Here is a 21,007-nt window from a genome sequence, read left to right as displayed (position 1 = left end):
AGGAGCCCACCCCGTGACCGCTCTGGCAAGGTTGAGCCTAGCCAACCGCAGCCTCGTCATAATGATCGCGATCGTGCTCAGCGGCTTCGGCCTCTTCGCGATCCCCTCGCTGAAACAGCAGCTGCTGCCCTCGCTCTCCTTCCCAGGGGCGTTCGTGGTCGCCCCCTACGCCGGCGCCTCCCCTGAGATCGTCGAGGAGCAGGTCACCGAGCCGATCGAGAACAGCTTCCAGGGACTCGCCGGGGTCACCGAGACGACCTCCACCTCCCGTGAGGGCATGGCCCAGATCCAGGTGGCGTTCGAATACGGCACCGACATCGACGAAGCCGTCGGCAAGATGCAGCAGGCGGTGTCGCGGATCGGCGCCCAGTTGCCCGACGGGGTGGACCCCCAGGTGATCGCGGGCAACACCGACGACCTGCCCGTCCTGGTCCTGGCCGTCGGCGACGGCGGCGACGAGCAGGCGATGGCCGAGAAGCTGGAACGCGTCACCGTCCCCGAGCTGCAGAGCATCGAGGGCGTGCGCACGGCCGAGGTGACCGGTACCCGCTCGGAGACCATCACCATCACCCCCGACCAGAAGGAACTGGCCTCCCACGGCCTGTCCGCGGCGGCCATCGGCGACGCGCTGCGCGCCAACGGCACCCCCGTCCCGGCCGGCAGCCTCACCGAGGAGGGCAAGTCGCTGACCGTGCAGGTCGGCGCCCGGCTGAACACGCTGAAAGACCTGGAGAACCTCTACCTCACCCCGCCCGCCGCGCCGCCGGCGGCACCCGCCCAGGCCGCGCCGCCCGGGCAGCCGGGTGCGGCCCGCGCCGGGCTCGGCCAGGCGCCGCCGCGCCCGCAGGCGCCCAAGCCGGTGAAGCTGGGTGACGTCGCCGAGGTCGAGCGTGGTCTGGCCGAGGCCACTTCGCTGACCCGGACGAACGGCAAGCCGAGTCTGGGTGTGTCCATCACGATGACGCCGGACGGCAACGCGGTGGCGATCTCGCACGCGGTGCGTGATGACATCCCCTCGCTGGAGAGCGCGCTGGGCGGCGGCGCCCAGGTCACGGTGATCTTCGATCAGGCGCCGTACGTCGAGCGGTCGATCGAGGATCTGACCACCGAGGGCCTGCTGGGGCTCGCGTTCGCCGTGATCGTCATTCTGATCTTCCTGTTGTCGGTGCGTTCCACCGTGGTGACGGCGATGTCGATCCCGTTGTCGGTGGTGATCGCGCTGATCGCGCTGTGGCTGGGTGACTACTCGCTCAACCTGCTCACCCTGGGCGCGCTGACCATTTCCATCGGCCGTGTGGTGGACGACTCGATCGTGGTCCTGGAGAACGTCAAGCGGCATCTGGGGTACGGCGAGCCGAAACGCAAGGCGATCTTGTCGGCGGTGCGTGAGGTGAGTGGCGCGGTCACCGCCTCGACGTTGACGACGGTCGCGGTGTTCCTGCCGATCGCGGTGGTGGGCGGCATGGTGGGCGAGTTGTTCGCGCCGTTCGCGATCACGGTGACGGTGGCGTTGCTGGCCTCGCTGGTGGTGTCGCTGACGGTGGTGCCGGTGCTGGCGTACTGGTTCCTGAAGGCTCCGGTGCTGACGCCGGAGGAGGCCAGGCGGACCAGGGAGGAGGCCGAGGCGAAGGAGTTGCGTTCTCCGTTGCAGCGTGCCTACCTGCCGGTGCTGCGGTTCGCCACCCGCCGCCGCCTGGTGACGGTGCTCGTGGGCGTGATCGTGTTCGTCGCGACGATGGGCCTGGCGGGGCGGCTGGAGACGAACTTCATCGACTCCTCGGGGCAGGACACGCTGTCCATCAGCCAGAAGATGCCGGTGGGCACCGACCTGGCCACCACCGACGCGGCGGCGAAGAAGGTCGAGGAGGTGCTGGCCGGCACCGAGGGGGTGGCGTCGTACCAGGCGACCATCGGTTCCGGTGGCGGCGGCCTGTTCGGCGGCGGTGGGGGCGGCGGCGCGGACAGCGCGTCGTTCTCGGTCACGATGGACTCCGACGTGGACGCCTCGGCGGTGGAGGCGCGGCTGCGCGGGGAGCTGGACGGTCTGCGGGACGCGGGTGAGGTCACCGTGGGCGGGCAGCAGGGTGGCGGCCTGGGTTCCAACCAGATCCAGGTGATCGTCCAGGCGTCGGACGCCGACACGCTCGCCGCCGCGAGTGACACCGTGCGCACGGCGATGACCGGCATGGACGGGTTGCGGGACGTGTCCTCCAACCTGGAGTCCAGCGCGCCGCGCATCGAGGTCGACGTGGACCGGGAGGAGGCGGCCGAGCGTGGCCTGACCGAGGCGGGTATCGGCCAGGCGGTCGCCCAGGCGTTCCGTGGCGCTCCGCTGGGTCAGGTGACCTTGGACGGGCGGTCGAGTGACCTGGTGCTGCGTGGTGACGACGCGCCGGAGGACGTGGAGGCGGTGCGGGATCTGGAGCTGCCGACGGCGGCGGGTCCGGTGAAGCTGTCGCAGGTGGCGGAGGTCGAGGAGGTGGCCGGGCCGACGCAGGTGACGCGCATCGACGGTGAACGCAGTGCCACCGTCTCCGGTACGGCTACCGCCAGCGATCTGGGTGCGGTGAGCGCGGCGCTGACGGAGAAGCTGGACGGGCTGAAGTTGCCGGCCGGGGCGTCGTACTCGCTGGGTGGGGTGAGCGCCGATCAGCAGGACGCGTTCGCCGATCTGGGTGTGGCGATGGTGGCGGCGATCGCGATCGTCTTCATGATCATGGTGGCGACGTTCCGGAGTTTCGTGCAGCCGTTGATCCTGCTGGTGTCGGTGCCGTTCGCGGCGACCGGTGCGATCGGGTTGCTGCTGGCGACGGGTACGCCGCTGGGCGTGCCGGCGATGATCGGCCTGTTGATGCTGATCGGTATCGTGGTGACGAACGCCATCGTGCTGATCGACCTGATCAACCAGTATCGCGATCAGGGGATGGATGTGGTGGAGGCGGTCATCGAAGGCGGTCGCAGGCGGCTGCGGCCGATTCTGATGACGGCGGTGGCGACGATCTGCGCGCTGACGCCGATGTCGCTCGGGTTGACCGGGTCGGGCGGGTTCATCTCCCAGCCGCTGGCGATCGTGGTGATCGGCGGCCTGATCTCCTCCACGCTGCTCACCCTGGTGCTGGTGCCGACGCTGTACACGATGGTGGAGCGTACGAAGGAGCGGCTGCGCCGTACTCCGAGGTCCGGGCGTGGCCCGGCGGTGAAGGTGTACGAGGAGCAGGAGCTCTCACCCGCCAAGTGAAAATGATGATCCCCCGTGCCGGGTCTGCGGCGGCACGGGGGATACACTGCGGGAACGTGACAGACAAGCCGCGTATCCCGAACGTCCTGGCCGCCCGCTACGCCTCGCCGGAGCTGGTGCGCCTGTGGTCCCCGCAGTACAAGGTGGTCGCCGAGCGGCGCCTGTGGCTGGCGGTGCTGAGGGCTCAGGCCGATCTGGGGATCGCGGTGCCCGGGCAGGCGGTCGACGACTACGAGAAGGTCGTCGACCAGGTGGATCTGGAGTCCATCGCGGCGCGGGAGCGGGTGACCCGGCATGACGTGAAGGCCCGGATCGAGGAGTTCAACGATCTCGCCGGGCATGAGCAGGTGCACAAGGGTATGACGTCGCGTGATCTGACGGAGAACGTCGAGCAGTTGCAGATCCGGGACAGTCTGCTGGTGGCCCGTGATCGGTGTGTGGCGTTGCTGGCCAGGCTCGGTGAGCTGGCGGCGCGGCACGCCGGCACGGTGATGGCCGGCCGTTCGCACAATGTGGCCGCGCAGGCGACGACGCTGGGCAAGCGTTTCGCGTCGGCGGCGGAGGAGTTGCTCGTCGCCTTCGACCGGGTGGAAGAGCTGGTTGCCCGTTATCCGCTGCGCGGGATCAAGGGTCCGGTGGGCACCGGTCAGGACATGCTGGATCTGCTGGGCGGGGACCGGGCGCGGCTGGCCGAGCTGGAGGACCGGGTGGCCGCCCATCTGGGGTTCGCGCGGCGTTTCACGAGTGTCGGGCAGGTGTATCCGCGGTCGCTGGACTATGAGGTGGTGTCCGCGCTGGTGCAGCTGGGTTCGGCGCCGTCCAGTCTGGCCAAGACGATCCGGTTGATGGCCGGGCACGAGCTGGTCACCGAGGGGTTCGCCGAGGGGCAGGTGGGGTCTTCGGCGATGCCGCACAAGATGAACACGCGTTCGTGTGAGCGGGTCAACGGGCTGATGGTGATCCTGCGCGGTTACGCGTCGATGGCGGGGGAGCTGGCGGGGGACCAGTGGAACGAGGGTGATGTGTCGTGTTCGGTGGTGCGCAGGGTCGCGTTGCCGGACGCGTTCTTCGCCTTCGACGGGCTGGCGGAGACGATGCTGACGGTGCTGGCGGAGTTCGGCGCGTTCCCGGCGGTGATCGGTGCGGAGCTGGACCGGTATCTGCCGTTCCTGGGGACGACCAAGATGCTGATGGCGGCGGTGCGGGCCGGGGTGGGCCGGGAGACCGCGCATGAGGTGATCAAGGAGCATGCGGTGGCGTCGGCGCTGGCGATGCGCTCTTCCGGTTCGGGGAACGCGCTGCTGGACCGGCTGGCCGCCGACGACCGTTTCCCGCTGGGCCGGGCCGAGTTGGACGCGCTGCTCGGTGACCGGATCTCCTTCACCGGTGCGGCGGCCGAGCAGGTGGCGGGGGTGGTGGCGCGGGTGGAGGAGGTCGTCGCCCGTCATCCGCGGGCCGCGGGCTACGTTCCGGGCGCCATCCTGTGATCGGGGAGTTCGCCTCCGCGGTGGAGTTGGCCGCCGCGTGTGGTGGTGATGACCTGCTGATGTGGGGGGCGCAGGATCTGCGGGGGCGGGCGCGGGCGTGGTGGCTGGGGGAGGCGGTGGCGGTGGCCTGCCCGGGGTTGTACCTGCGTGACCGGCTGGTGGTGTCCGGTCCTGTCGCCGACGCCGAGCGGTTGGTCAAGCACGGTCTGGCCGAGTGCGGGCCGTCGTTCGGCGTGTACGGCGACGCCGGTCTGGTGGCCGGGTTGTCGGAGCTTTGCGGGGGGCGGGTGACGGCGTTCTCCTGGATGTCGGCCGCCGCCGCGCCGCGTCCGGCCGGTCCGGGGCCGGGTGTGCCGGCGTGGCTGGAGGAGCGGGCGGGTGGTGAGGTGGCGGCGTTGCTGGCGGCGCATCATCCGGCTTCGTATGCGGTGCCGGGCGGGGTGGGGGTGCGGCGGTGGGCGGGGGTGCGTCTGGACGGTGAGCTGGCCGCGGTGGCCGCCGACGCGTGGAGTACGTCCGGGGTCGGGTTCCTGGCGGGGGTGGCGACGGCGGCCGCGTGGCGGGGGCGGGGGCTGGCTGAGCGGGTGTGCAGGTTCGTCACCCGGGAGTTGGTGGCCGGGCATGGGCGGGCGGCGTTGATGGTCGATGACGACAATGTCGCGGCGATCGGGGTGTATGTGCGGTTGGGGTTCGGTCGTCGGGCGGTGGCGGTGGTCCGTCCGGTGTGAGGGCCGGTGGTGGGTCAGGGGGTGCGTTCGTGTTTGTGGCGTCGCCAGGCGTCGAGCAGGTCGCCCATCTGGTCGGAGACGAACTGGAAGAAGTCTCGCATTTCTTCGAGGCGGTGGCCGCTGATGGTGTCGCGGCCGCCGAGGGCGGTGATGCCGGCTGCTGACACCTCGGCCAGCCGGTGGTAGATGCCTTCGGTGACCAGGCTGTCTTCGTACCAGGTGGTGTCCAGCAGGCGGAAGTGGTCGCGGCGGTCGCCGGCGGCGGGTTCGCGGCTGATGAGGCCGAACTGCTGGAGGTAGCGGACCGCGCCGGAGACGGCGGCGGGGCTGACGCCCAGCCGGGTGCCGATGTCGGCGGCTGTGAGGGTTTCCTGCTCGGCGGTCATCATGACCATGAGGACGCGGGCGGCCATGCGTGGCAGGCCGCCTTCGGCGAGCGTCATCGCCATGCGCTCGACGAACAGGCTGACCGCCGGTTCGTTGCGGCCGTCGCTCACCGGGCTCGCCTGGGTCGCCACAACGAAGCCTTTCCGCCTGGATCTTCACCGTCGGGCCGCATAGTACAACAGCACATCATGTTCGCGCTGCTGAGCACCACCTCTGACCAGGCAAAACCGTACATTTCCGGAGAAGCAGGAAAACCGGGTGCGGTTGGCCGCGGGCGCAGGCAGAGTGGATGCAATGATGTCCGTTTTCATGCCAGGCATGCAACTTTCCCGTGCCTTCTACACCGACGTCGTACGCCCCCTCCTGGCCGGCGTACCGCACAGCGCCGCCCTCATCGGCCCGGGCTCAGAAGTCCTCGACTGCGACACCGAGCGCTCCACCGACCACGACTGGGGCCCCCGCGTCCTGCTCTTCGTCCCCCGAGGACACACCGCGGCCGTGTCCGACACCGTCACCGCGCACCTGCCCGACACCTTCGCCGGCTACCCCACCGTCTTCGGCTCCGACCGCAGCCCCCCACGCCACGGCGTCCACGTCACCGACACCGCCACGTGGTTCCGCGACCGCCTCGGCTTCGACCCCGCACAACCCCTCACCACACTCGACTGGCTCGCCACCCCCTGGCAACGCCTGGCCGAGGTCACCGGGGGAGAGGTCTTCCACGACGGCCTGAACCTGCTCGAACCGGCCCGCGCCACCCTCCGCTGGTACCCCGCCGACCTGTGGCGCTACATCCTCGCCTGCCAGTGGGACCGCATCGCCGAATCCGAGGCGTTCCCCGGCCGGTGCGGCGAAGCCGGCGACGACCTCGGCTCAGCCGTCCTCACCGCACGACTGGCCGCCGACCTGCAACGCCTCACCCTGCTCATGCGCCGCCGCTACCCGCCCTACGCCAAATGGCTGGGCACCGCCTACACCCGGCTCACCGGCACCGCCGAAACCGGCGAAGCGCTGTCCCGCGCCACCGCCGCCACCGGCTGGCGCGAACGCGAACACCACCTGAGCCTCGCCTACGAACGCACCGCCGCCCTGCACAACCGGCTCAACCTCACCGCGCCCCTGGACCCGGCGGTGCGCCCCTACCACGACCGGCCCTTCCAGGTCCTCGGCGGCCACCGCTACGCCACCGCCCTGCGCGCCGGCATCACCGACCCGGCCACGGCGGCGCTGCCACCGGCCGGATCCATCGACCAGTTCTGCGACAACACCGCCGTGCTCACCGACCCAGCCCGCGCCCGCACCGCGGCGCGAGCCGTACTCGGACTGTGAAACCCCTCAGGCTGTGAAACCCTTCAGGCGACCGGCGCCGCGTCCTGCCGCCCGGCCGGAACCGCCGCCAGATGCCGGGCGATCATCCGCCGCTCGAACCACACCGACGTGAACGGCGGCACCGCGCACGCCAGCCCCAGCACGACCACCCCCGCCCCCCAGCCCGCCGCCCGCGCCGCCGCGAACACCGCCACCACGTACACCACGAACAGCCCGCCGTGGATCGGACCGAAGATCTGCACCCCGATCTCGTTGCCCACCACCACGTACTTGAAGAACATGCCGACCAGCAACCCGGCCCACGAAAACGCCTCGGCGATCGCGGCGAACCTGAACAACTGGAGCGTCTTGGGCAGCGGCACGGACGAGCCTCTCTTCAGATGTGTCGAACGGGAGAAGACGACAGCAACCCTAAAGGGCGCCCCCGCCGGTCCCGCCTCCGGCCCGATCGGCGTTGGCGTGGATCGCGTCCCTGATGTACCGGGACAGGCCCTCGGCCAGCGGCTCGAAGTTGGCCGCGAACCGCGGATCGTCCGCGTACATGTCGCCCAGGCCCCGGTGCAGCTCGTACGAGCAGTCATAGCACCACCGGACGAGGTGCGCCCGGTGCTCCTCCGCCAACTCCATCGCCCGCGCCGAATCGGCCGCCAGCCCGCCGGTGTAGGCCAGCGCGAACGCCTCGGTCGTCGCCTCCGCCTCCGCCCTGAACCGCACCCAGTCGGCCTTCGTCATCCGCGCCATCCGCTCGCTCGACTGCCGGTAGGCCTCCGTGTCACCCCAGCGCTCCCGCGCCTCCCGCTCGTGCTCCTCAGGCCGGAAGTCGCCGAACACCTCCAGCCGCTCCTGCGCGGTCAGCCTGATGTCCATCGTGTACGCCTCCATCGCTCGCTCGACCGCCGCCGCCATCGCCTCCAGCCGCCCGATCCGCTCCCGCAGCAGCTCACGCTGCCTGCGCAGGTGCGTCATGCGATCGGCGCCCGGATCGGCGAGGATGGCCGCGATCTCCTCCAGGGGAAACCCGAGCTCCCGGTAGAACAGCACCTGCTGCAACCGCTCGACATCCGGCTCGGTGTAGGACCGGTAACCGGAACGGGTCCGCTCGCTCGGCCGCACCAGCCCGATGTCGTCGTAGTGGTGCAACGTCCGCACGGTGACCCCGGCCAGCCGCGACACCTCTCCCACCGCGATACCCACGGGAATCCCTCCCTTCCGCGACCAAGCCTGGACTCTCACGTTACGTAAGGCTCAAGTGAATAGGCGGGGGAGTGGCGCACCCGCGGTTGCGGCCTCCCCAATACTTATACCGGTATTCTTATCATGGTTGATAGGATCGCCGGCATGGTGCGCACCCCGCTGACCCAGTCCGAACGCGAACGCGGAGAACTCCTGGGCACCCTGCTCCGCCAAGCCCGAGGCGAGCGCAGCATGACCCAGATCGCCGTCGCCGCCGGCCTTTCCCCCGAAACCCTCCGCAAGATCGAAACCGGCCGCATCCCCACCCCCGCGTTCTTCACCGTCGCCGCCCTCGCCACCGCCCTGGGCATCTCCCTCGACACCCTCGCCGCCGTCTGCACCCCCGACCCGGCACCCCCGCATCCCCCCACCCCACCGGGCGACCGCCTCCTCACCCGCGCCTGAAACCGTACTTTCGGCCGGTGCCCCCGCAAGGAACCCGCTCCTAACCTGGACGCCGTGCGTGCACCCGACCGGCTCAGAACCGCGGCCGACGCCGGGCTCGCCGCCGGCCTCACGACCGCCGGCTCCGAAGCCCTGGCCGCCACCCGCCGCGTCGTCGGCCTCCTACGCGACACCACCCCCGCCCCTCCAGGGCCACCGCCCGGCCGCGAACACCCCGGCCGGCTCAGCGAACTGCTCGAACGCTTCCAGACCCACGGCCCGCCGGCCCACCTGCGCCTCGCCGCCGAACCGGCCCGCTGGCCACCCGAGGTGAGCAGCACCGTGTACCGCGTCGTACGCGAATCCCTGACCAACATCTCCCGCCACGCGCCGGGCGCCCGCGTCGTCACCGTCGACATCACCCAGGACGACCACGCCGTCACCGTCGAAATCCGGAACGACGCCCCGCAGCCACCCGCCCGCCGCCACCACCGCCCCGGATACGGCCTCATCGGCATGCGCGAACGCCTCGAAGCCCTCGGCGGCACCCTGACCGCCGGCCCGCACCCCGCCACCGGCTGGTCCGTCCGCGCCACCATCCCCACCACCGGCCGCACAGCCCCACGCACCCCCACCGCCTCCGGCGGCGAACACCGATGACCCCGCCACCCGCCACCGCCGAAACACCGCCCCCGGGGGAGCGCGGATGACCATCCGGGTACTCCTGGCCGACGACCAGGCCATGATCCGGGCCAGCCTGCGGATCATCCTGGAGAACCAGCCCGACATCACCGTGGTCGCCGAGGCGTCCGACGGCGTCGAGGCCATCGAAGCGGCCCGCGCCACCCACCCCGACGTATGCCTCGTGGACATCCAGATGCCCCGCCTCAACGGCATCGAAGTCGCCCGCGCCCTGGCCACCGCCCCGCCCCGGGTGGTCATGGTCACCACCTTCGACCTCGACGACTACGTCCACGGCGCACTGCGCTGCGGCGCGGCCGGGTTCGTGCTGAAGGACGCCGGCCCCGCCCTGCTGGTCGAAGCCGTACGGGCCGCGCACGCGGGGGACGCGCTCATCTCCCCGTCGATCACCCTGCGGTTGCTGCGCCACCTGTCCGCCGGCGGCGCCCTGGCCGACCCCCGCCCGCCCGCCCAACCCCTGACCGCCCGGGAGCTCGAAGTCGTCCAGGCGCTCGCCAGGGGACACACCAACCAGGAGATCGCCGGCGAACTGTTCATCTCACTGAGCACCGTCAAAGGCCACGTGTCAGGCATCCAGGCCAAGCTCGGTGTACGCAACCGGGTCGGAATCGTGGCCTGGGCCTGGGAGAACCGCATCGTCGGCCCCTGAGGGGGAGCGGCTCGGGCACCGGCGGCGCGTGCCCGTCACCCGCCGGGCCGCTCCCGCAGCAGCGGATGGGAACGCATCGCCACCTCCAGCTCACCGGGCAACTCGTCACGGTAACGCCCCAGCGTCGCCAGATCGCTGTGCCCCAGCACCCGCCGCACCGCGTCCATGTCCACCGCGTCGGCCAGCAGATGCGTCGCCGTCGTATGCCGCAACCCGTGCGGCGTCACCGCCCGCCGCTGCTCCGGGTCGACCCGCCGCTGCACCCGGTCGATCACCGCCTGCACGTCACCCCGCGCCAGTCGCCGCCCCCGCCACGACAACAGCAACGCCTTCTCCTGCTCACCGCCCGCCGGCACCGCCCGCCCCTCGGCGAGATACACCTCCAGCACCCGCGCCACGTCCCGCGGCACCGGCACGTCCCGCGTCTTGCCGCCCTTGCCGAAGATCCGCCAGTAACGCACCCCGTCGTTGGTGTAGAAATCCTCCACGTTCGCCCGCACCAGCTCCGACACCCGCGGGCCCATCGTCGACAGCAGCAGCACGATCAGCGCGTCCCGCAACCCGGTCTGCTGGTCACGCCGCCGCGAACCGTCCTCCGCCTCCACCTGCGCCACCCCGCCGCCGAGCCGCCGCGCCGCCCCGATCAGGCCCTGCGCCTGCTCCCTGGTCAGCGCCCTGCGCTCGGCCCGCAACCCGCCGCGCTCCCTGGCCGTCACCGTCGCCGCCGTCATCGGGTTCACCTGCACCCACCCGGCCAGCGTCGCGTGCTTGAACAGCGCCGACACCGACCGGCGGAACCGCGCCTGGGAGGAGGCGCTCTGCCGCGCCCCCCGCCCCGGCTTCTCGCCGTCGGCGCGGCGGCGCTCGTCGGGTTTGCGGGCGAAGGCCAGCAGCACCGCGTCCAGGTCGGCGCCGTCGAGGTCGTCCAGCACCCGGCCGGCCCCCGCCAGCCGCACGAACGTCGCCACGTCGCGCGCGTAGACCTCGGCGGTCGCGGGGGAGAGGGCCCCGGTCACCGTTTTGGCCCGGACAAGCTCGACATACCGATCGGACGCCTCCGCCACGGTGAGACGTTTCAGCTCCGCAGGCCGCATGATCTTGAAGGGGTCCTTTCTCGATCACCCGAACCTACCGCCGCCCACCGACAATCCCGGGCCCGCTGCACCGTTTCGGCACCGGCTCGGAACCGCCGGGGGAGTGGCGACGGCCTCGCCCCCGGCGGGCGGAGACTCGCCGGGGCGGGCACGGCAGGGAAGGGATGCGACGACTACCTGAGCGAACTCGCCTTGTTATCGAAATTGTTGTTGCTGAAGTCCTCGTCCTCGCTGTCGGGATTGGCCGTGTAGCCCACCGCGCCCGTGCAGTTACTGCTGTCGTACAGCCTTACGGTCCGGCCAGTCGAATTAATCATCGAGCTCGCACTGTTGTTCATCGGGCCGTCAATGGTTTGACAGGTTCCGTTCACCCGGAACATGACCCACTCCCCGCCGTAGAAGTTGTGTTCGTCGTGCTGGTACAAGCAGAACTGAGCACAGTAGGCGGCGGTCGAGGCGGCCTGAGCGGTCACGTTCGAGTTGAACAGGGTCGTGGCGCTCAGCAACAGAGCGCCGACGGCCAGGGGAGTCCTACGCTTCACGTGTCATGCTCCAATCGATTGATTCACCACGGCACCCCGCACGTGGATCGACGGTGCTGATCAGCTTTGCCAGGGGGAGCAGGAACCGTCTTCCTCGCACACCCGGATTCCGGATACGGGGCCCGGGGCGTTGCCTATGGCATGGTCACCGTCCGCACTGCGATCCCACAGGCTGTATGTGCGCGTCTGGGCCTTCTGAGAATCCCACCACCTGACCTGCCCGACGACATCCAGGCCATCGTTCTCGCCGTCGTTCACATAGACCGTTTCGGAGGCGATCCAGACGACGGCGGTGTCGGACCCGTGTACGGCCCTGTAGGTGTCTTGCGCCGACGCCGACGCTGTTCCCTGCACCGCAGTCGTCGCCAGCAGCACGGATGCCAGGGCGACGGAACTCCGGACGGCTCGGGACATCACATTTCTCATGGTGCTCCTTCGGTTCGCCGAATGACGGTCAGGCTTCTGGCGCTGATTCCGTATCGCAGCCCAAGGCCGAGACTCACATCCGTAGCTGAAATCGCGTCGAAATCACGATGAAAGGGCAGCGCGCGCATCTCGCGAGATGGACCTGTGGAAACACGGCCGAAGATCGGTCATGGAAAGGTCTGAGTCATACCAAACAGAATTCACCTTCTGTCTGGTATGGGATATTCTGTCCCGGTTCAGGGGGTGTCGGAGGGCTGAAGGGAGTCGACGAAGGCGACGGCTTCGGCGTGGCTCATGCCGGTCTCGCCGCGGACGAGGAAGATCGCCTGTTCGGTGTGGCCCTCGGCTTTCAGGGTGCGGGCGCGGCCGGCGAGGTCAGGTGCCGGAGTGATCGCGTCCGGGGTGGCCGGTGACAGGACGGCTCCGGCGTGCAGGGCTTCGACGAGGTCTTTCGCCTGTTTGAGGCCCAGGCCCGGGATCCGGGCCCGCGCCACCTTGATCGCTTCGATCCTGCGGTTCTGCGCGCACAGGCGCAGGAGCTGTTCGCGCAGGTCGGCGGGGACGGCCTGGACGGGCGGCGGGCGGTGTCCGGTACGGGTGAGCGCCGCCTCCAGCGTGCTCCCGGCCTCCAGCGCCTCCACGGCGTCCTTGGCCTGCCTGAGGCCGAGGCCGGGCGTCCGCTGCCGCAGCACCTTGATCGCCTCGATCTTCCTGCCGTGCGCGCACAGCCACCGCAGGTGATCTTCGAGGCCGCCCGGCGGCGGACCGGCGGGCGGCTCGACTCCGCGCCCGCCGCGCACGGCCACGGCGGTGATCGCGGCGGCCACGACGAGCAGGACGACGATGACGAGCAGCGCTGAGGACACGTCCCGATCTTACCGTCGCGCCCTGTTTCGCCAGGTGATCCGCGGCGTTCGCCGCGGATTCCTGATTGCTCGATAATGTACATTATGTCAAGTAGTGTGGTTTTGACGGTGTCCCCCGGGGTCGTGTGGTTCAGGCCGGTGGGGTTTCCCGTGTCGCCAGGGCGCGGACGAGCGGGGCGAGCCCGGGGCTGGCCGCCGCTTCGGTGAGGGCGTCCTTCAAGGTGGCGTCCTTCATGGTGGCGTGGCGGGTCGGCCGGGCCTCGGCGGGCAGCCCTCTCCCCCTCGGGTGCCGGATGCGCGTCGTCACACGTGGGCGTGCGGGAGCGGGATCGAGAGGGGCCGGTCGGCGGTGCCGTACCGGCGATGCTCGCCGAGGCGCTCCTCCCCCGCGGCGCCGGCGCCTGAGGCGGTCAAGAAGGTTTCGGGGGGCCGCTCCCCCGCCGGTGGCGTACGGCGGGCCGGCCCCCCGGGGTGTTCAGGCCGTGGTCATTGGCCGGTGCTCTTGGTGACGGTCATGACGAGGATCACGCGGTCGGGGCTGTCGGGCGGGGGCTGCTGGTCGGGGTTGCCGTATCTGCGGCCCAGGCGCACGTAGAAGGCGCCTTCGAGGTCGGGCACGATCTCCTCCAGCGTGCCTCGCACCTCGAGGTAGCGCAGCGGGTTCTCCGGGTCGATGACGAGGAGGCTCATCGCCGGGTTGCGGCGCAGGTTGCGGTATTTGGCGCGTTTGGTGGTGTGGGTGAACCGGATCTTGTCACCGTCGTACTCGAACCACATCGGGTTCACCTGCACGGTGTCGTCGGTCCTGACCGTGCCGAGGCTGCCGTAGAGCGGCCGTTCGAGCAGGTCCACGAGTTCTTGTGAGATCTTTTCCGTCACGACCTGCTTAACGCCGCCCTGTGGCCGGGTGATTCCGCAGGCGTGGGAGGGTGTGCGTCGTGACGACGACAGATCTTCGAAACCACCGGGTGTTGTACGGCTGCATGGGCCTGGGCGGGGGCTGGGACGCGGAGCCGTACGGGGCGGCGGACATCGACGCGGCCGAGGCGGCGGTGCGGGCCGCGCTGGACAGCGGGATCACCGGGTTCGACCATGCTGACATCTACCGGTTCGGGAAGGCCGAGGCGGTGTTCGGTGAGGTGCTGGCGCGTGCGCCGGGGTTGCGTGCGCGGATACTGGTGCAGACGAAGTGCGGCATCCGGGTTCCCGACGGGGAGCGGCGCGGGATGTATGACCTGCGGGGGGCGAGCATCGTGCGGCGGGTGGAGGAGAGTCTCGCCCGGTTGCGTACCGATGTGATCGACGTTCTGCTGTTGCATCGTCCCGATCCGCTGGCCGATCCGGATGAGGTGGCCCGGGCGCTGACGTCGTTGCGTGATCAGGGGCTGGTGCGGAGTTTCGGGGTGTCGAACATGGGTGCCGCGCAGATCGCGGCGCTGCAGTCGCGTCTGGGGTTCCCGTTGGTGGCCGACCAGTTGGAGATGAGCCTGGGGCGGCGGGACTGGCTGGAGGCGGGGGTTGTGGTGAACACGGCCGAGGCCGCGGCGAACGGTTTCCCGCTGGGTACGATCGAGCACTGTGTGGCGAACGGTGTCCAGTTGCAGGCGTGGGGGTCGCTGGCGCGGGGGCGTTTCACCGGGCGTCAGGAGACGGCGGCCGAGCAGGCCACCGCGCGGCTGGTGGCGGCGCTGGCGGAGGAGAAGGGCACCACGCCGGAGACGATCGTGTTGTGGTGGTTGCGTCGTCATCCGGCCGGGGTCGTGCCGGTGGTCGGGAGTGCGAGGCCGGGGCGGATTCGTGCGTGCCGGGATGCCGTGGTGCGTGATCCGGAGCTGACGCATGAGGAGTGGTACGGGTTGTGGGTGGCGGCGCGGGGGGCGGATCTGCCGTGAGGGTGGTGGGGTCTGGCGGTGGCGTGAAGATTCGGTGAAATGGGCCGGTTCGGTGGGTGGGCGTGACATCCTGGATCATGATCCACGCGGCATGGGTATGGGGAGTTCGTCCCTTTCCGGCATGCTGTGAAGCCTCCTTGCGACGCACCGGGAGTTGATCCATGGAATCCGAGCACTCAGGTCCGGTCATCACGTTGGACGGGACGGGCCGCGACATCCACGGCGAGGCGGCGCGGGTCCGCGACGCCGGGGCCGCGGTCCGGGTGGAGCTTCCCGGCGGGGTGTCCGCGTGGGCGATCGGCAGGCACGAGTTGCTCAGGCAGGTGCTGGCCGACCCGCGGGTGTCCAAGGATCCGCGGCAGCACTGGCCGGCTTTCATGGCCGGGGAGATCCGGCAGGACTGGGTGTTGTACTCGTGGGTGGCGGTGACGAACATGTTCACCGCCTACGGTTCGGATCATCGGCGGCTGCGTTCGCTGATCTCCAAGGCGTTCACGTTGCGTCGTACGCAGGCCATGCGGCCCGGGGTGGAGGCGATCGCGCAGGGGCTGCTGGGTGAGTTGGAGGATGTGCCGGCCGGTGAGGTCGTGGATCTGCGGGAGCGGTTCGCCTATCCGCTGCCCACCCGGGTGATCGGCCGGTTGTTCGGTCTGCCCGACAGTGCGCGGGAGGATCTGCGGCGGATCGTGGACGGGGTGTTCGCCACGTCGGCGGATCCGAAGGACGCCATGGAGCTGATGGGGTTCGCGCATGCGACGCTGAGCGGGCTGGTCGCGGCCAAGCGGGAGTCGCCCGGTGATGACCTGACCAGTGATCTGATCGCCGCGCGTGACGGTGAGGGGGCGGGGTCGCGGCTTGAGGAGACCGAGCTGATCGACACGCTGTTCCTGATGATCGCGGCGGGGCACGAGACGACGGTCAACCTGATCGACAACGCGATCGTGGCGTTGCTGTCCCATCCGGGTGAGCTGGACCGGGTGCGGTCGGGGGCCGCTTCGTGGGATGACGTGATCGGTGAGACGTTGCGCTGGCAGGCGCCGGTGGCGAATCTGCCGTTGCGGTATCCGACGGAGGACATCACGGTCGGCGATGTGGTGATCCGTGCCGGGGAGCCGATTCTGGCCGGGTATGCCGCCGCGGGGCGTGATCCGGAGCAGCACGGGCCGGACGCGGACCGGTTCGATCTGGCCCGTCCCACCCGTAACGACCATCTCGCGTTCGGTCATGGTGTGCATTACTGCCTGGGTGCTCCGCTGGCCCGGCTTGAGGCGGGGGTGGCGCTGCCGGCGGTGTTCGAGCGGTTCCCCGACATGGCGCTGGCCGTGCCTGCGGGTGATCTGGCGCCGATGGATTCGTTCATCGCCAACGGGCACCGGACGCTGCCGGTGGTGCTGCGGCCGGCGTAGGGGGCGGGCCGGAGCGGGGTGGCGGGAGCCGTACGATCTGGCGTGTGGAACAGCGTGCATTGGGCAGGACGGGCAGGCAGGTCGGCGTGGTCGGCCTGGGGGCGTGGCAGCTGGGCGCGGACTGGGGTGAGGTCTCCGAGGACGAGGCGCTGGCGACGTTGCACGCCGCGGTCGATGCCGGGGTCACGTTCGTGGACACGGCGGATGTGTACGGCGACGGCCGCAGCGAGCAGCTCGTGGGCAGGTTGCTGAAGGAGCGGCCGGGGCTCACCGTGGCCACGAAGATGGGCCGCCGGGTGCCGCAGGAGCCGGCGGCCTACAACCGGGACAACTTCCGTGCCTGGAATGACCGGTCGCGGCGGAACCTGGGTGTGGACACCGTCGATCTGGTGCAGTTGCACTGTCCGCCGACGCCCGTCTTCGAGGACGAGGCCGTGTATGACGCGCTGGATGAGATGGTCGGTGAGGGGCGGATCGCCGCCTACGGCGTCAGTGTGGAGACGTGTGAGCAGGCGCTGACGGCGATCGCCCGGCCGAACGTGGCGACGGTGCAGATCATTGTGAACGCGTTGCGGCTCAAGCCGTTGGAGCGGGTGCTGCCGGCGGCGGCCGGGGCGGGGGTGGGGATCATCGCCCGGGTGCCGCTGGCGAGCGGGTTGCTGTCGGGTCGTTATGACCGGGCCACCCGGTTCGGGGCCGATGACCATCGCAACTACAACCGGGACGGGGCGGCGTTCGATGTCGGGGAGACGTTCTCCGGTGTGGACTACGACACCGGTCTGGCCGCGGTGGAGCGGTTGCGGCCGCTGGTGCCGGAGGGGATGACGCCGGCGCAGTTCGCGTTGCGGTGGGTCGTCGATCAGCCGGGGGTGAGCGTGGTGATTCCGGGGGCGCGTAACCGGCGGCAGGCGGAGGCGAACGCCGCGGTGGCGGGGTTGCCGGCGCTTTCGGAGCCGGTGCGGGCGGCGGTGGCGGGGGTCTATGACGAGCTGATCCGTCCGCTGGTGCACGACCGCTGGTAGCCGGCGGGGGTGGGGTGTGGGAGGCGGGATGGGTGTGGACGGTCTGCCGGTGATCGACGTGGGGCCGTTGGTGGGCGGTGGCGCGGGCAGGGAGCGTGTCGCGGGTGAGATCGAGGCGGCGTGCCGGGACAGCGGGTTCTTCTATGTCACCGGTCATGGTGTGCCCGAGGAGCTCGCGGCGCGGTTGGACGCGGCGTGCCGGCGGTTCTTCGAGCTTCCCCTGGCGGAGAAGCTGGAGATCTCGATGGCGCGGGGCGGGCGGGCCTGGCGGGGGTTCTTCCCGGTGGGTGCCGAGCTGACGTCGGGGCGGCCGGATCTGAAGGAGGGTGTGTACTTCGGCGCCGAGTTGCCGGCCGATGATCCGCGGGTGGTGGCCGGGGTGCCGTTGCACGGGGCGAACCTGTTCCCGGCGGGGGTGCCGGAGTTGCGTGAGGCGGTGCTGGCGTGGATGGCGGCGCTGAGCGGGGTGGCGCAGGCGGTGCTGGGCGGGGTGGCGTTGAGCCTGGGGTTGGAGGAGGATTATTTCTCCTCGGGGTGTACGGCTGATCCGACGGTGTTGTTCCGGGTGTTTCACTATCCGCCCGCTCCCCCGGTGGCGCCGGGTGGCGGGGTGGCCGGGTGGGGGGTCGGGGAGCACACCGACTACGGGTTGCTGACGTTGCTGGCCCAGGATTCCCATGGCGGGTTGCAGGTGGCGACGCCGCGTGGCTGGGTGGATGCTCCGCCGTTGCCGGGGGCGTTCGTGTGCAACATCGGTGACATGCTGGATCGGCTCACCGGGGGCTGGTATCGCTCGACGCCGCATCGGGTGTTGAACGTGAGTGGCCGGGAGAGGTTGTCGTTCCCGTTCTTCTTCGATCCGGGGTGGGAGGCGGAGGTGCCGCCGTTGCCGTCGCGGGGTGCGGCGGTGGGTGGCCGGCCGCGGTGGGACGGGCGGGATCTGCGGGCGTTCGACGGGACGTATGGGGAGTATCTGCTGGGCAAGGTGTCGAAGGTGTTTCCGCAGTTGGGTGGCGAGGTGTTGTAGGTGGTGGGGAGTTGAGGGGGCCGCCGGTGTGTCCGGCGGCCCCTTTTTTTGTGTGGTCAGGTGTGGCGGGCGGTTTCGAGGACGCGGGCGGAGTCGCGTTCGAAGGAGGCGCGGGCGGTGAGGGTGAGGACGCCGCCGAGGAACATCGGGACGATGAGGACGTACATGGCGGTGAGGAGGGAGCCGCTGGCGTCGGAGGCGATGCCGACGACGAGTGGGCCGAAGGCGGTGCCGAGGGTCATCAGGAGTTGCAGGACGGCGAAGGCCAGGCCGCGGGAGGTGGCGTCGACGACGTCGGCGAGGCTGGCGGTGAGGTTGGGGATGGCGGTGCTCATCAGGATGCTGGACAGGCCGGTGAGCAGGACGAACGTGGTGACGTCGCCGGCCAGGAGGGCGCCGCCGAGGACGAGGGAGCCGGTCGCGATGCCGGTGCCGCCGACGAGGAGGCGGCCGCCTTTGCGTATGCCGTGCAGGTGGCGGCCCAGGCGGGCGCCGATGAGGGTGCCGGCCAGGACGCCGACGATGCTGATGGTGCCGCTGATGGTGCCCGCGGTGCCGGCGCCGAGGCCGAAGTCGCGGACCATGAGGGAGGGCAGCCAGTAGTAGACGCCGGTGAGGCCGAAGGTGAGGAGCATCAGGCCGATGGACACCATGAGCAGGGTGGGGATGCGCAGGACCTGGCCGGCTTGGCGGATGAAGGGGATGTGTGGCCTGGTCTGTTGTGCGGCGGGGCGGGTGGTGGTGGGGGTGGCGCCGGCGATGATGCGGTCGAGTTCGCCGCGGGAGGGTTCGCGCAGGCGCCAGCAGATCCAGGCGGTGAGCAGGCCGGGGATGACCATGACGAGGAACGCGGTGCGCCAGCCGTACGCTTCGCCGATGACGCCGCCGATGACGGTGCCGATGCCGCCGAGGTAGGTGGTGATGCGGGTGAGGCCGTAGGCCTGGGCGCGGGTGGCGGGTGGGTAGTAGTCGGCCAGGAGGCTGCCGGAGGCGGGGTTGTCGATGTTCTCGGCGGCGGCGAGGAAGACGCGCGTGAGGTAGAAGATCGCGAAGCCGGTGGCCAGGCCGGAGCCGAGGGTGGCGATGGCCCAGCAGAAGACGACGACGGTGATGATGCGGGTGCGGTTGTGGCGGTCGGCGAGGTATCCGGCGGGCAGGGAGACGATGGCGGCGGCGAGGGCGGCGGCGGTGGGGATGGAGCCGGCGGCGGTGTCGCTGAAACCCCATTCGGCTTTGAGGAGGGGCAGGACGCCGGACAGCAGGTTGTTCTCGATGCGGTCGACGAGGCCGACGATGAACAGGACGGCGAGCGGTGCCCAGCCGTAGGGGTTGGGGTTGGCGGCGTCGATTCCGGCGGCGGGGGGTGCTCCCAGTTTTCTGCGCTCGCGGGTGAGGGCCATCGCGTTCCTCCGCTGTGGTGCTCCCCCGGGCCGGCCGGGGGCGTGCGGCATGGGGACAGTTCTTAGAACTCGTTTCTAAAACTGTGTTCGGTGTCAGAGTGTCACAAGTCACAGGGGATCACCAGAGGGTGGCGGTGGCGGTGCGAGCACACGGGGTGACCGGCCGCGCGAGGGTGGTCGGGGCCGCCGCGGGTGGGCGTGGCCGGGCCCGGCCGGGGAAAAGGCGTTGCATTACTGTCGGTGGCGTTGGCTAGTGTCATCGGTCGTGTCAGAGCAACCTTTGATCCAGGCGCGAGGACTGGTGAAGCGCTTCGGCGACTTCACCGCGGTGGACGGGATCGACGTGTCGGTGGCGCCCGGCGAGGCGTTCGGGTTCCTGGGGCCCAACGGCGCGGGCAAGTCCTCCACGATGCGGATGATCGCGTGTGTGTCGATGCCGACGGCCGGGGAGCTGCGCATCCTGGGGAAGGACCCGGCGGTGCACGGCAGCGAGATCCGGGCCCGGCTGGGCGTGTGCCCGCAGCTGGACAACCTGGACCCCGATCTGAGCGTGCGGGAGAACCTCACGACCTATGCGCGGTATTTCGGGCTGTCCCGGCAGGAGGCGCGGCGGCGGGCCGAGGAGCTTCTGGAGTTCGCGCAGCTGACCGAGAAGGCCGCGAGCCAGGTGGAGCCGCTGTCGGGCGGGATGAAACGGCGGTTGACGATCGCCAGGGCGATGGTCAACGACCCCGACCTCGTGCTGCTGGACGAGCCGACCACCGGCCTGGACCCGCAGGCCCGTCACCTGCTGTGGGAGCGGCTGTTCCGGCTCAAGCAGGAGGGTAAGACGCTTGTCCTGACCACCCACTACATGGACGAGGCCGAGCAGTTGTGCGACCGGCTCGTGGTGATGGACGGCGGGCGGATCGTGGCCGAGGGGTCCCCGCGGGCGCTGATCGAGCGGTATTCCACGGCCGAGGTGGTGGAGTTGCGGTTCGGGGTGCTGCGGCCGGCGGATCTGGTGGGCAAGCTGGAGGGCGTCGGTGAGCGGGTGGACCCGCTGCCGGACCGGATCCTGGTGTACACCGGTGACGGCGACGCGGCGGTGGCCGAGGTGCACCGGCGGGGGCTCGCGCCTTCCAGCGTCCTGGTGCGCCGTTCCTCCCTGGAGGACGTGTTCCTGCATCTGACCGGCCGAAGGCTGGTGGACTAG

General features: G+C 70.3%; 22 protein-coding genes. 12 read left to right on the top strand and 10 right to left on the bottom strand.

The genetic code is table 11. The annotated features are described in order from the left end of the window. Positions 1–13 precede the first annotated feature (13 nt). The 3 genes from QSK26_RS10075 to QSK26_RS10065 are packed head-to-tail and all read left to right on the top strand — an operon-like array spanning position 14 to position 5,453. A complete protein-coding gene (locus tag QSK26_RS10075; RefSeq protein ID WP_285774772.1) occupies positions 14–3,238 on the top strand; it encodes an efflux RND transporter permease subunit in 3,225 nt (1,074 codons plus the stop codon). 56 nt (positions 3,239–3,294) lie between these two features. Further along, positions 3,295–4,725, top strand: coding sequence for an adenylosuccinate lyase (gene purB / locus QSK26_RS10070; protein ID WP_285774771.1), 1,431 nt, complete (start codon positions 3,295–3,297; stop codon positions 4,723–4,725). Beyond that, complete coding sequence (locus QSK26_RS10065) at positions 4,722–5,453, top strand: GNAT family N-acetyltransferase (protein ID WP_285774770.1); 732 nt, start codon at positions 4,722–4,724, stop codon at positions 5,451–5,453. The genes purB and QSK26_RS10065 overlap by 4 nt, the downstream gene beginning before the upstream one ends. A gap of 14 nt (positions 5,454–5,467) precedes the next feature. Here QSK26_RS10065 and QSK26_RS10060 read toward each other — a convergent pair whose 3' ends face one another. Further along, positions 5,468–5,971, bottom strand: coding sequence for a GbsR/MarR family transcriptional regulator (locus QSK26_RS10060; RefSeq protein WP_285774769.1), 504 nt, complete (start codon positions 5,969–5,971; stop codon positions 5,468–5,470). A 187-nt stretch (positions 5,972–6,158) separates the two neighbouring features. Between QSK26_RS10060 and QSK26_RS10055 the strand changes: the two genes are divergently transcribed. Continuing rightward, on the top strand, positions 6,159–7,169 hold the full coding sequence (locus QSK26_RS10055; RefSeq protein ID WP_285774768.1) for a DUF4037 domain-containing protein: 1,011 nt from the start codon (positions 6,159–6,161) through the stop codon (positions 7,167–7,169). Positions 7,170–7,192: 23 nt separating this feature from the next. Here QSK26_RS10055 and QSK26_RS10050 read toward each other — a convergent pair whose 3' ends face one another. Together QSK26_RS10050 and QSK26_RS10045 are read right to left on the bottom strand one after the other, a co-directional pair. Then, positions 7,193–7,531 (bottom strand): DUF3817 domain-containing protein, encoded by a 339-nt coding sequence (locus QSK26_RS10050; protein ID WP_285774767.1) that lies wholly within the window; start codon positions 7,529–7,531, stop codon positions 7,193–7,195. 49 nt (positions 7,532–7,580) lie between these two features. Then, positions 7,581–8,363, bottom strand: coding sequence for a MerR family transcriptional regulator (locus QSK26_RS10045; protein ID WP_285774766.1), 783 nt, complete (start codon positions 8,361–8,363; stop codon positions 7,581–7,583). 144 nt (positions 8,364–8,507) lie between these two features. Between QSK26_RS10045 and QSK26_RS10040 the strand changes: the two genes are divergently transcribed. The 3 genes from QSK26_RS10040 to QSK26_RS10030 are packed head-to-tail and all read left to right on the top strand — an operon-like array spanning position 8,508 to position 10,137. Further along, positions 8,508–8,807 carry a helix-turn-helix domain-containing protein gene (locus QSK26_RS10040; protein ID WP_285775088.1) on the top strand — a complete coding sequence of 100 codons (300 nt, stop codon included), beginning with the start codon at positions 8,508–8,510 and terminating at the stop codon, positions 8,805–8,807. A 54-nt stretch (positions 8,808–8,861) separates the two neighbouring features. Then, positions 8,862–9,446, top strand: coding sequence for a sensor histidine kinase (locus tag QSK26_RS10035; protein ID WP_285774765.1), 585 nt, complete (start codon positions 8,862–8,864; stop codon positions 9,444–9,446). A 46-nt stretch (positions 9,447–9,492) separates the two neighbouring features. Beyond that, complete coding sequence (locus QSK26_RS10030; protein WP_285774764.1) at positions 9,493–10,137, top strand: response regulator; 645 nt, start codon at positions 9,493–9,495, stop codon at positions 10,135–10,137. 35 nt (positions 10,138–10,172) lie between these two features. Here the strand turns inward: QSK26_RS10030 and QSK26_RS10025 are convergent, their stop codons facing one another. The 6 genes from QSK26_RS10025 to QSK26_RS10000 form a co-directional block, all read right to left on the bottom strand. Continuing rightward, positions 10,173–11,231, bottom strand: a complete 1,059-nt coding sequence (locus QSK26_RS10025; RefSeq protein WP_285774763.1) for a tyrosine-type recombinase/integrase — start codon at positions 11,229–11,231, stop codon at positions 10,173–10,175. 173 nt (positions 11,232–11,404) lie between these two features. Further along, positions 11,405–11,773, bottom strand: a complete 369-nt coding sequence (locus tag QSK26_RS10020) for a peptidase inhibitor family I36 protein (protein WP_285774762.1) — start codon at positions 11,771–11,773, stop codon at positions 11,405–11,407. A 60-nt stretch (positions 11,774–11,833) separates the two neighbouring features. Next, positions 11,834–12,199 (bottom strand): hypothetical protein, encoded by a 366-nt coding sequence (locus tag QSK26_RS10015; protein WP_285774761.1) that lies wholly within the window; start codon positions 12,197–12,199, stop codon positions 11,834–11,836. Between the two features lie 236 nt (positions 12,200–12,435). Further along, positions 12,436–13,065 carry a hypothetical protein gene (locus QSK26_RS10010; protein WP_285774760.1) on the bottom strand — a complete coding sequence of 210 codons (630 nt, stop codon included), beginning with the start codon at positions 13,063–13,065 and terminating at the stop codon, positions 12,436–12,438. A gap of 130 nt (positions 13,066–13,195) precedes the next feature. Then, a complete protein-coding gene (locus tag QSK26_RS10005) occupies positions 13,196–13,372 on the bottom strand; it encodes a hypothetical protein (RefSeq protein ID WP_285774759.1) in 177 nt (58 codons plus the stop codon). Between the two features lie 179 nt (positions 13,373–13,551). Beyond that, positions 13,552–13,944, bottom strand: a complete 393-nt coding sequence (locus QSK26_RS10000; RefSeq protein ID WP_285774758.1) for a PPOX class F420-dependent oxidoreductase — start codon at positions 13,942–13,944, stop codon at positions 13,552–13,554. 50 nt (positions 13,945–13,994) lie between these two features. Here QSK26_RS10000 and QSK26_RS09995 point away from each other — a divergent pair, with 50 nt between their 5' ends. The 4 genes from QSK26_RS09995 to QSK26_RS09980 all read left to right on the top strand — a co-directional run bounded on the left by QSK26_RS09995 (position 13,995) and on the right by QSK26_RS09980 (position 18,412). Then, entirely contained in the window at positions 13,995–14,957 is a 963-nt protein-coding gene (locus QSK26_RS09995; RefSeq protein ID WP_285774757.1) for an aldo/keto reductase, read from the top strand. Positions 14,958–15,118: 161 nt separating this feature from the next. Further along, entirely contained in the window at positions 15,119–16,363 is a 1,245-nt protein-coding gene (locus tag QSK26_RS09990; RefSeq protein ID WP_285774756.1) for a cytochrome P450 family protein, read from the top strand. A 44-nt stretch (positions 16,364–16,407) separates the two neighbouring features. Then, entirely contained in the window at positions 16,408–17,385 is a 978-nt protein-coding gene (locus tag QSK26_RS09985; protein WP_285774755.1) for an aldo/keto reductase, read from the top strand. A gap of 34 nt (positions 17,386–17,419) precedes the next feature. Further along, positions 17,420–18,412, top strand: coding sequence for an isopenicillin N synthase family dioxygenase (locus tag QSK26_RS09980; protein WP_285774754.1), 993 nt, complete (start codon positions 17,420–17,422; stop codon positions 18,410–18,412). Between the two features lie 56 nt (positions 18,413–18,468). Here the strand turns inward: QSK26_RS09980 and QSK26_RS09975 are convergent, their stop codons facing one another. Beyond that, positions 18,469–19,812, bottom strand: coding sequence for an MFS transporter (locus tag QSK26_RS09975; protein ID WP_285774753.1), 1,344 nt, complete (start codon positions 19,810–19,812; stop codon positions 18,469–18,471). Between the two features lie 265 nt (positions 19,813–20,077). Between QSK26_RS09975 and QSK26_RS09970 the strand changes: the two genes are divergently transcribed. Further along, positions 20,078–21,007 (top strand): ABC transporter ATP-binding protein, encoded by a 930-nt coding sequence (locus QSK26_RS09970; RefSeq protein WP_285774752.1) that lies wholly within the window; start codon positions 20,078–20,080, stop codon positions 21,005–21,007.

Source organism: Microtetraspora sp. NBRC 13810, assembly GCF_030268685.1.
Classification (GTDB): domain Bacteria; phylum Actinomycetota; class Actinomycetes; order Streptosporangiales; family Streptosporangiaceae; genus BSRQ01.
This window is presented reverse-complemented; position numbering and strand designations above follow the sequence as displayed.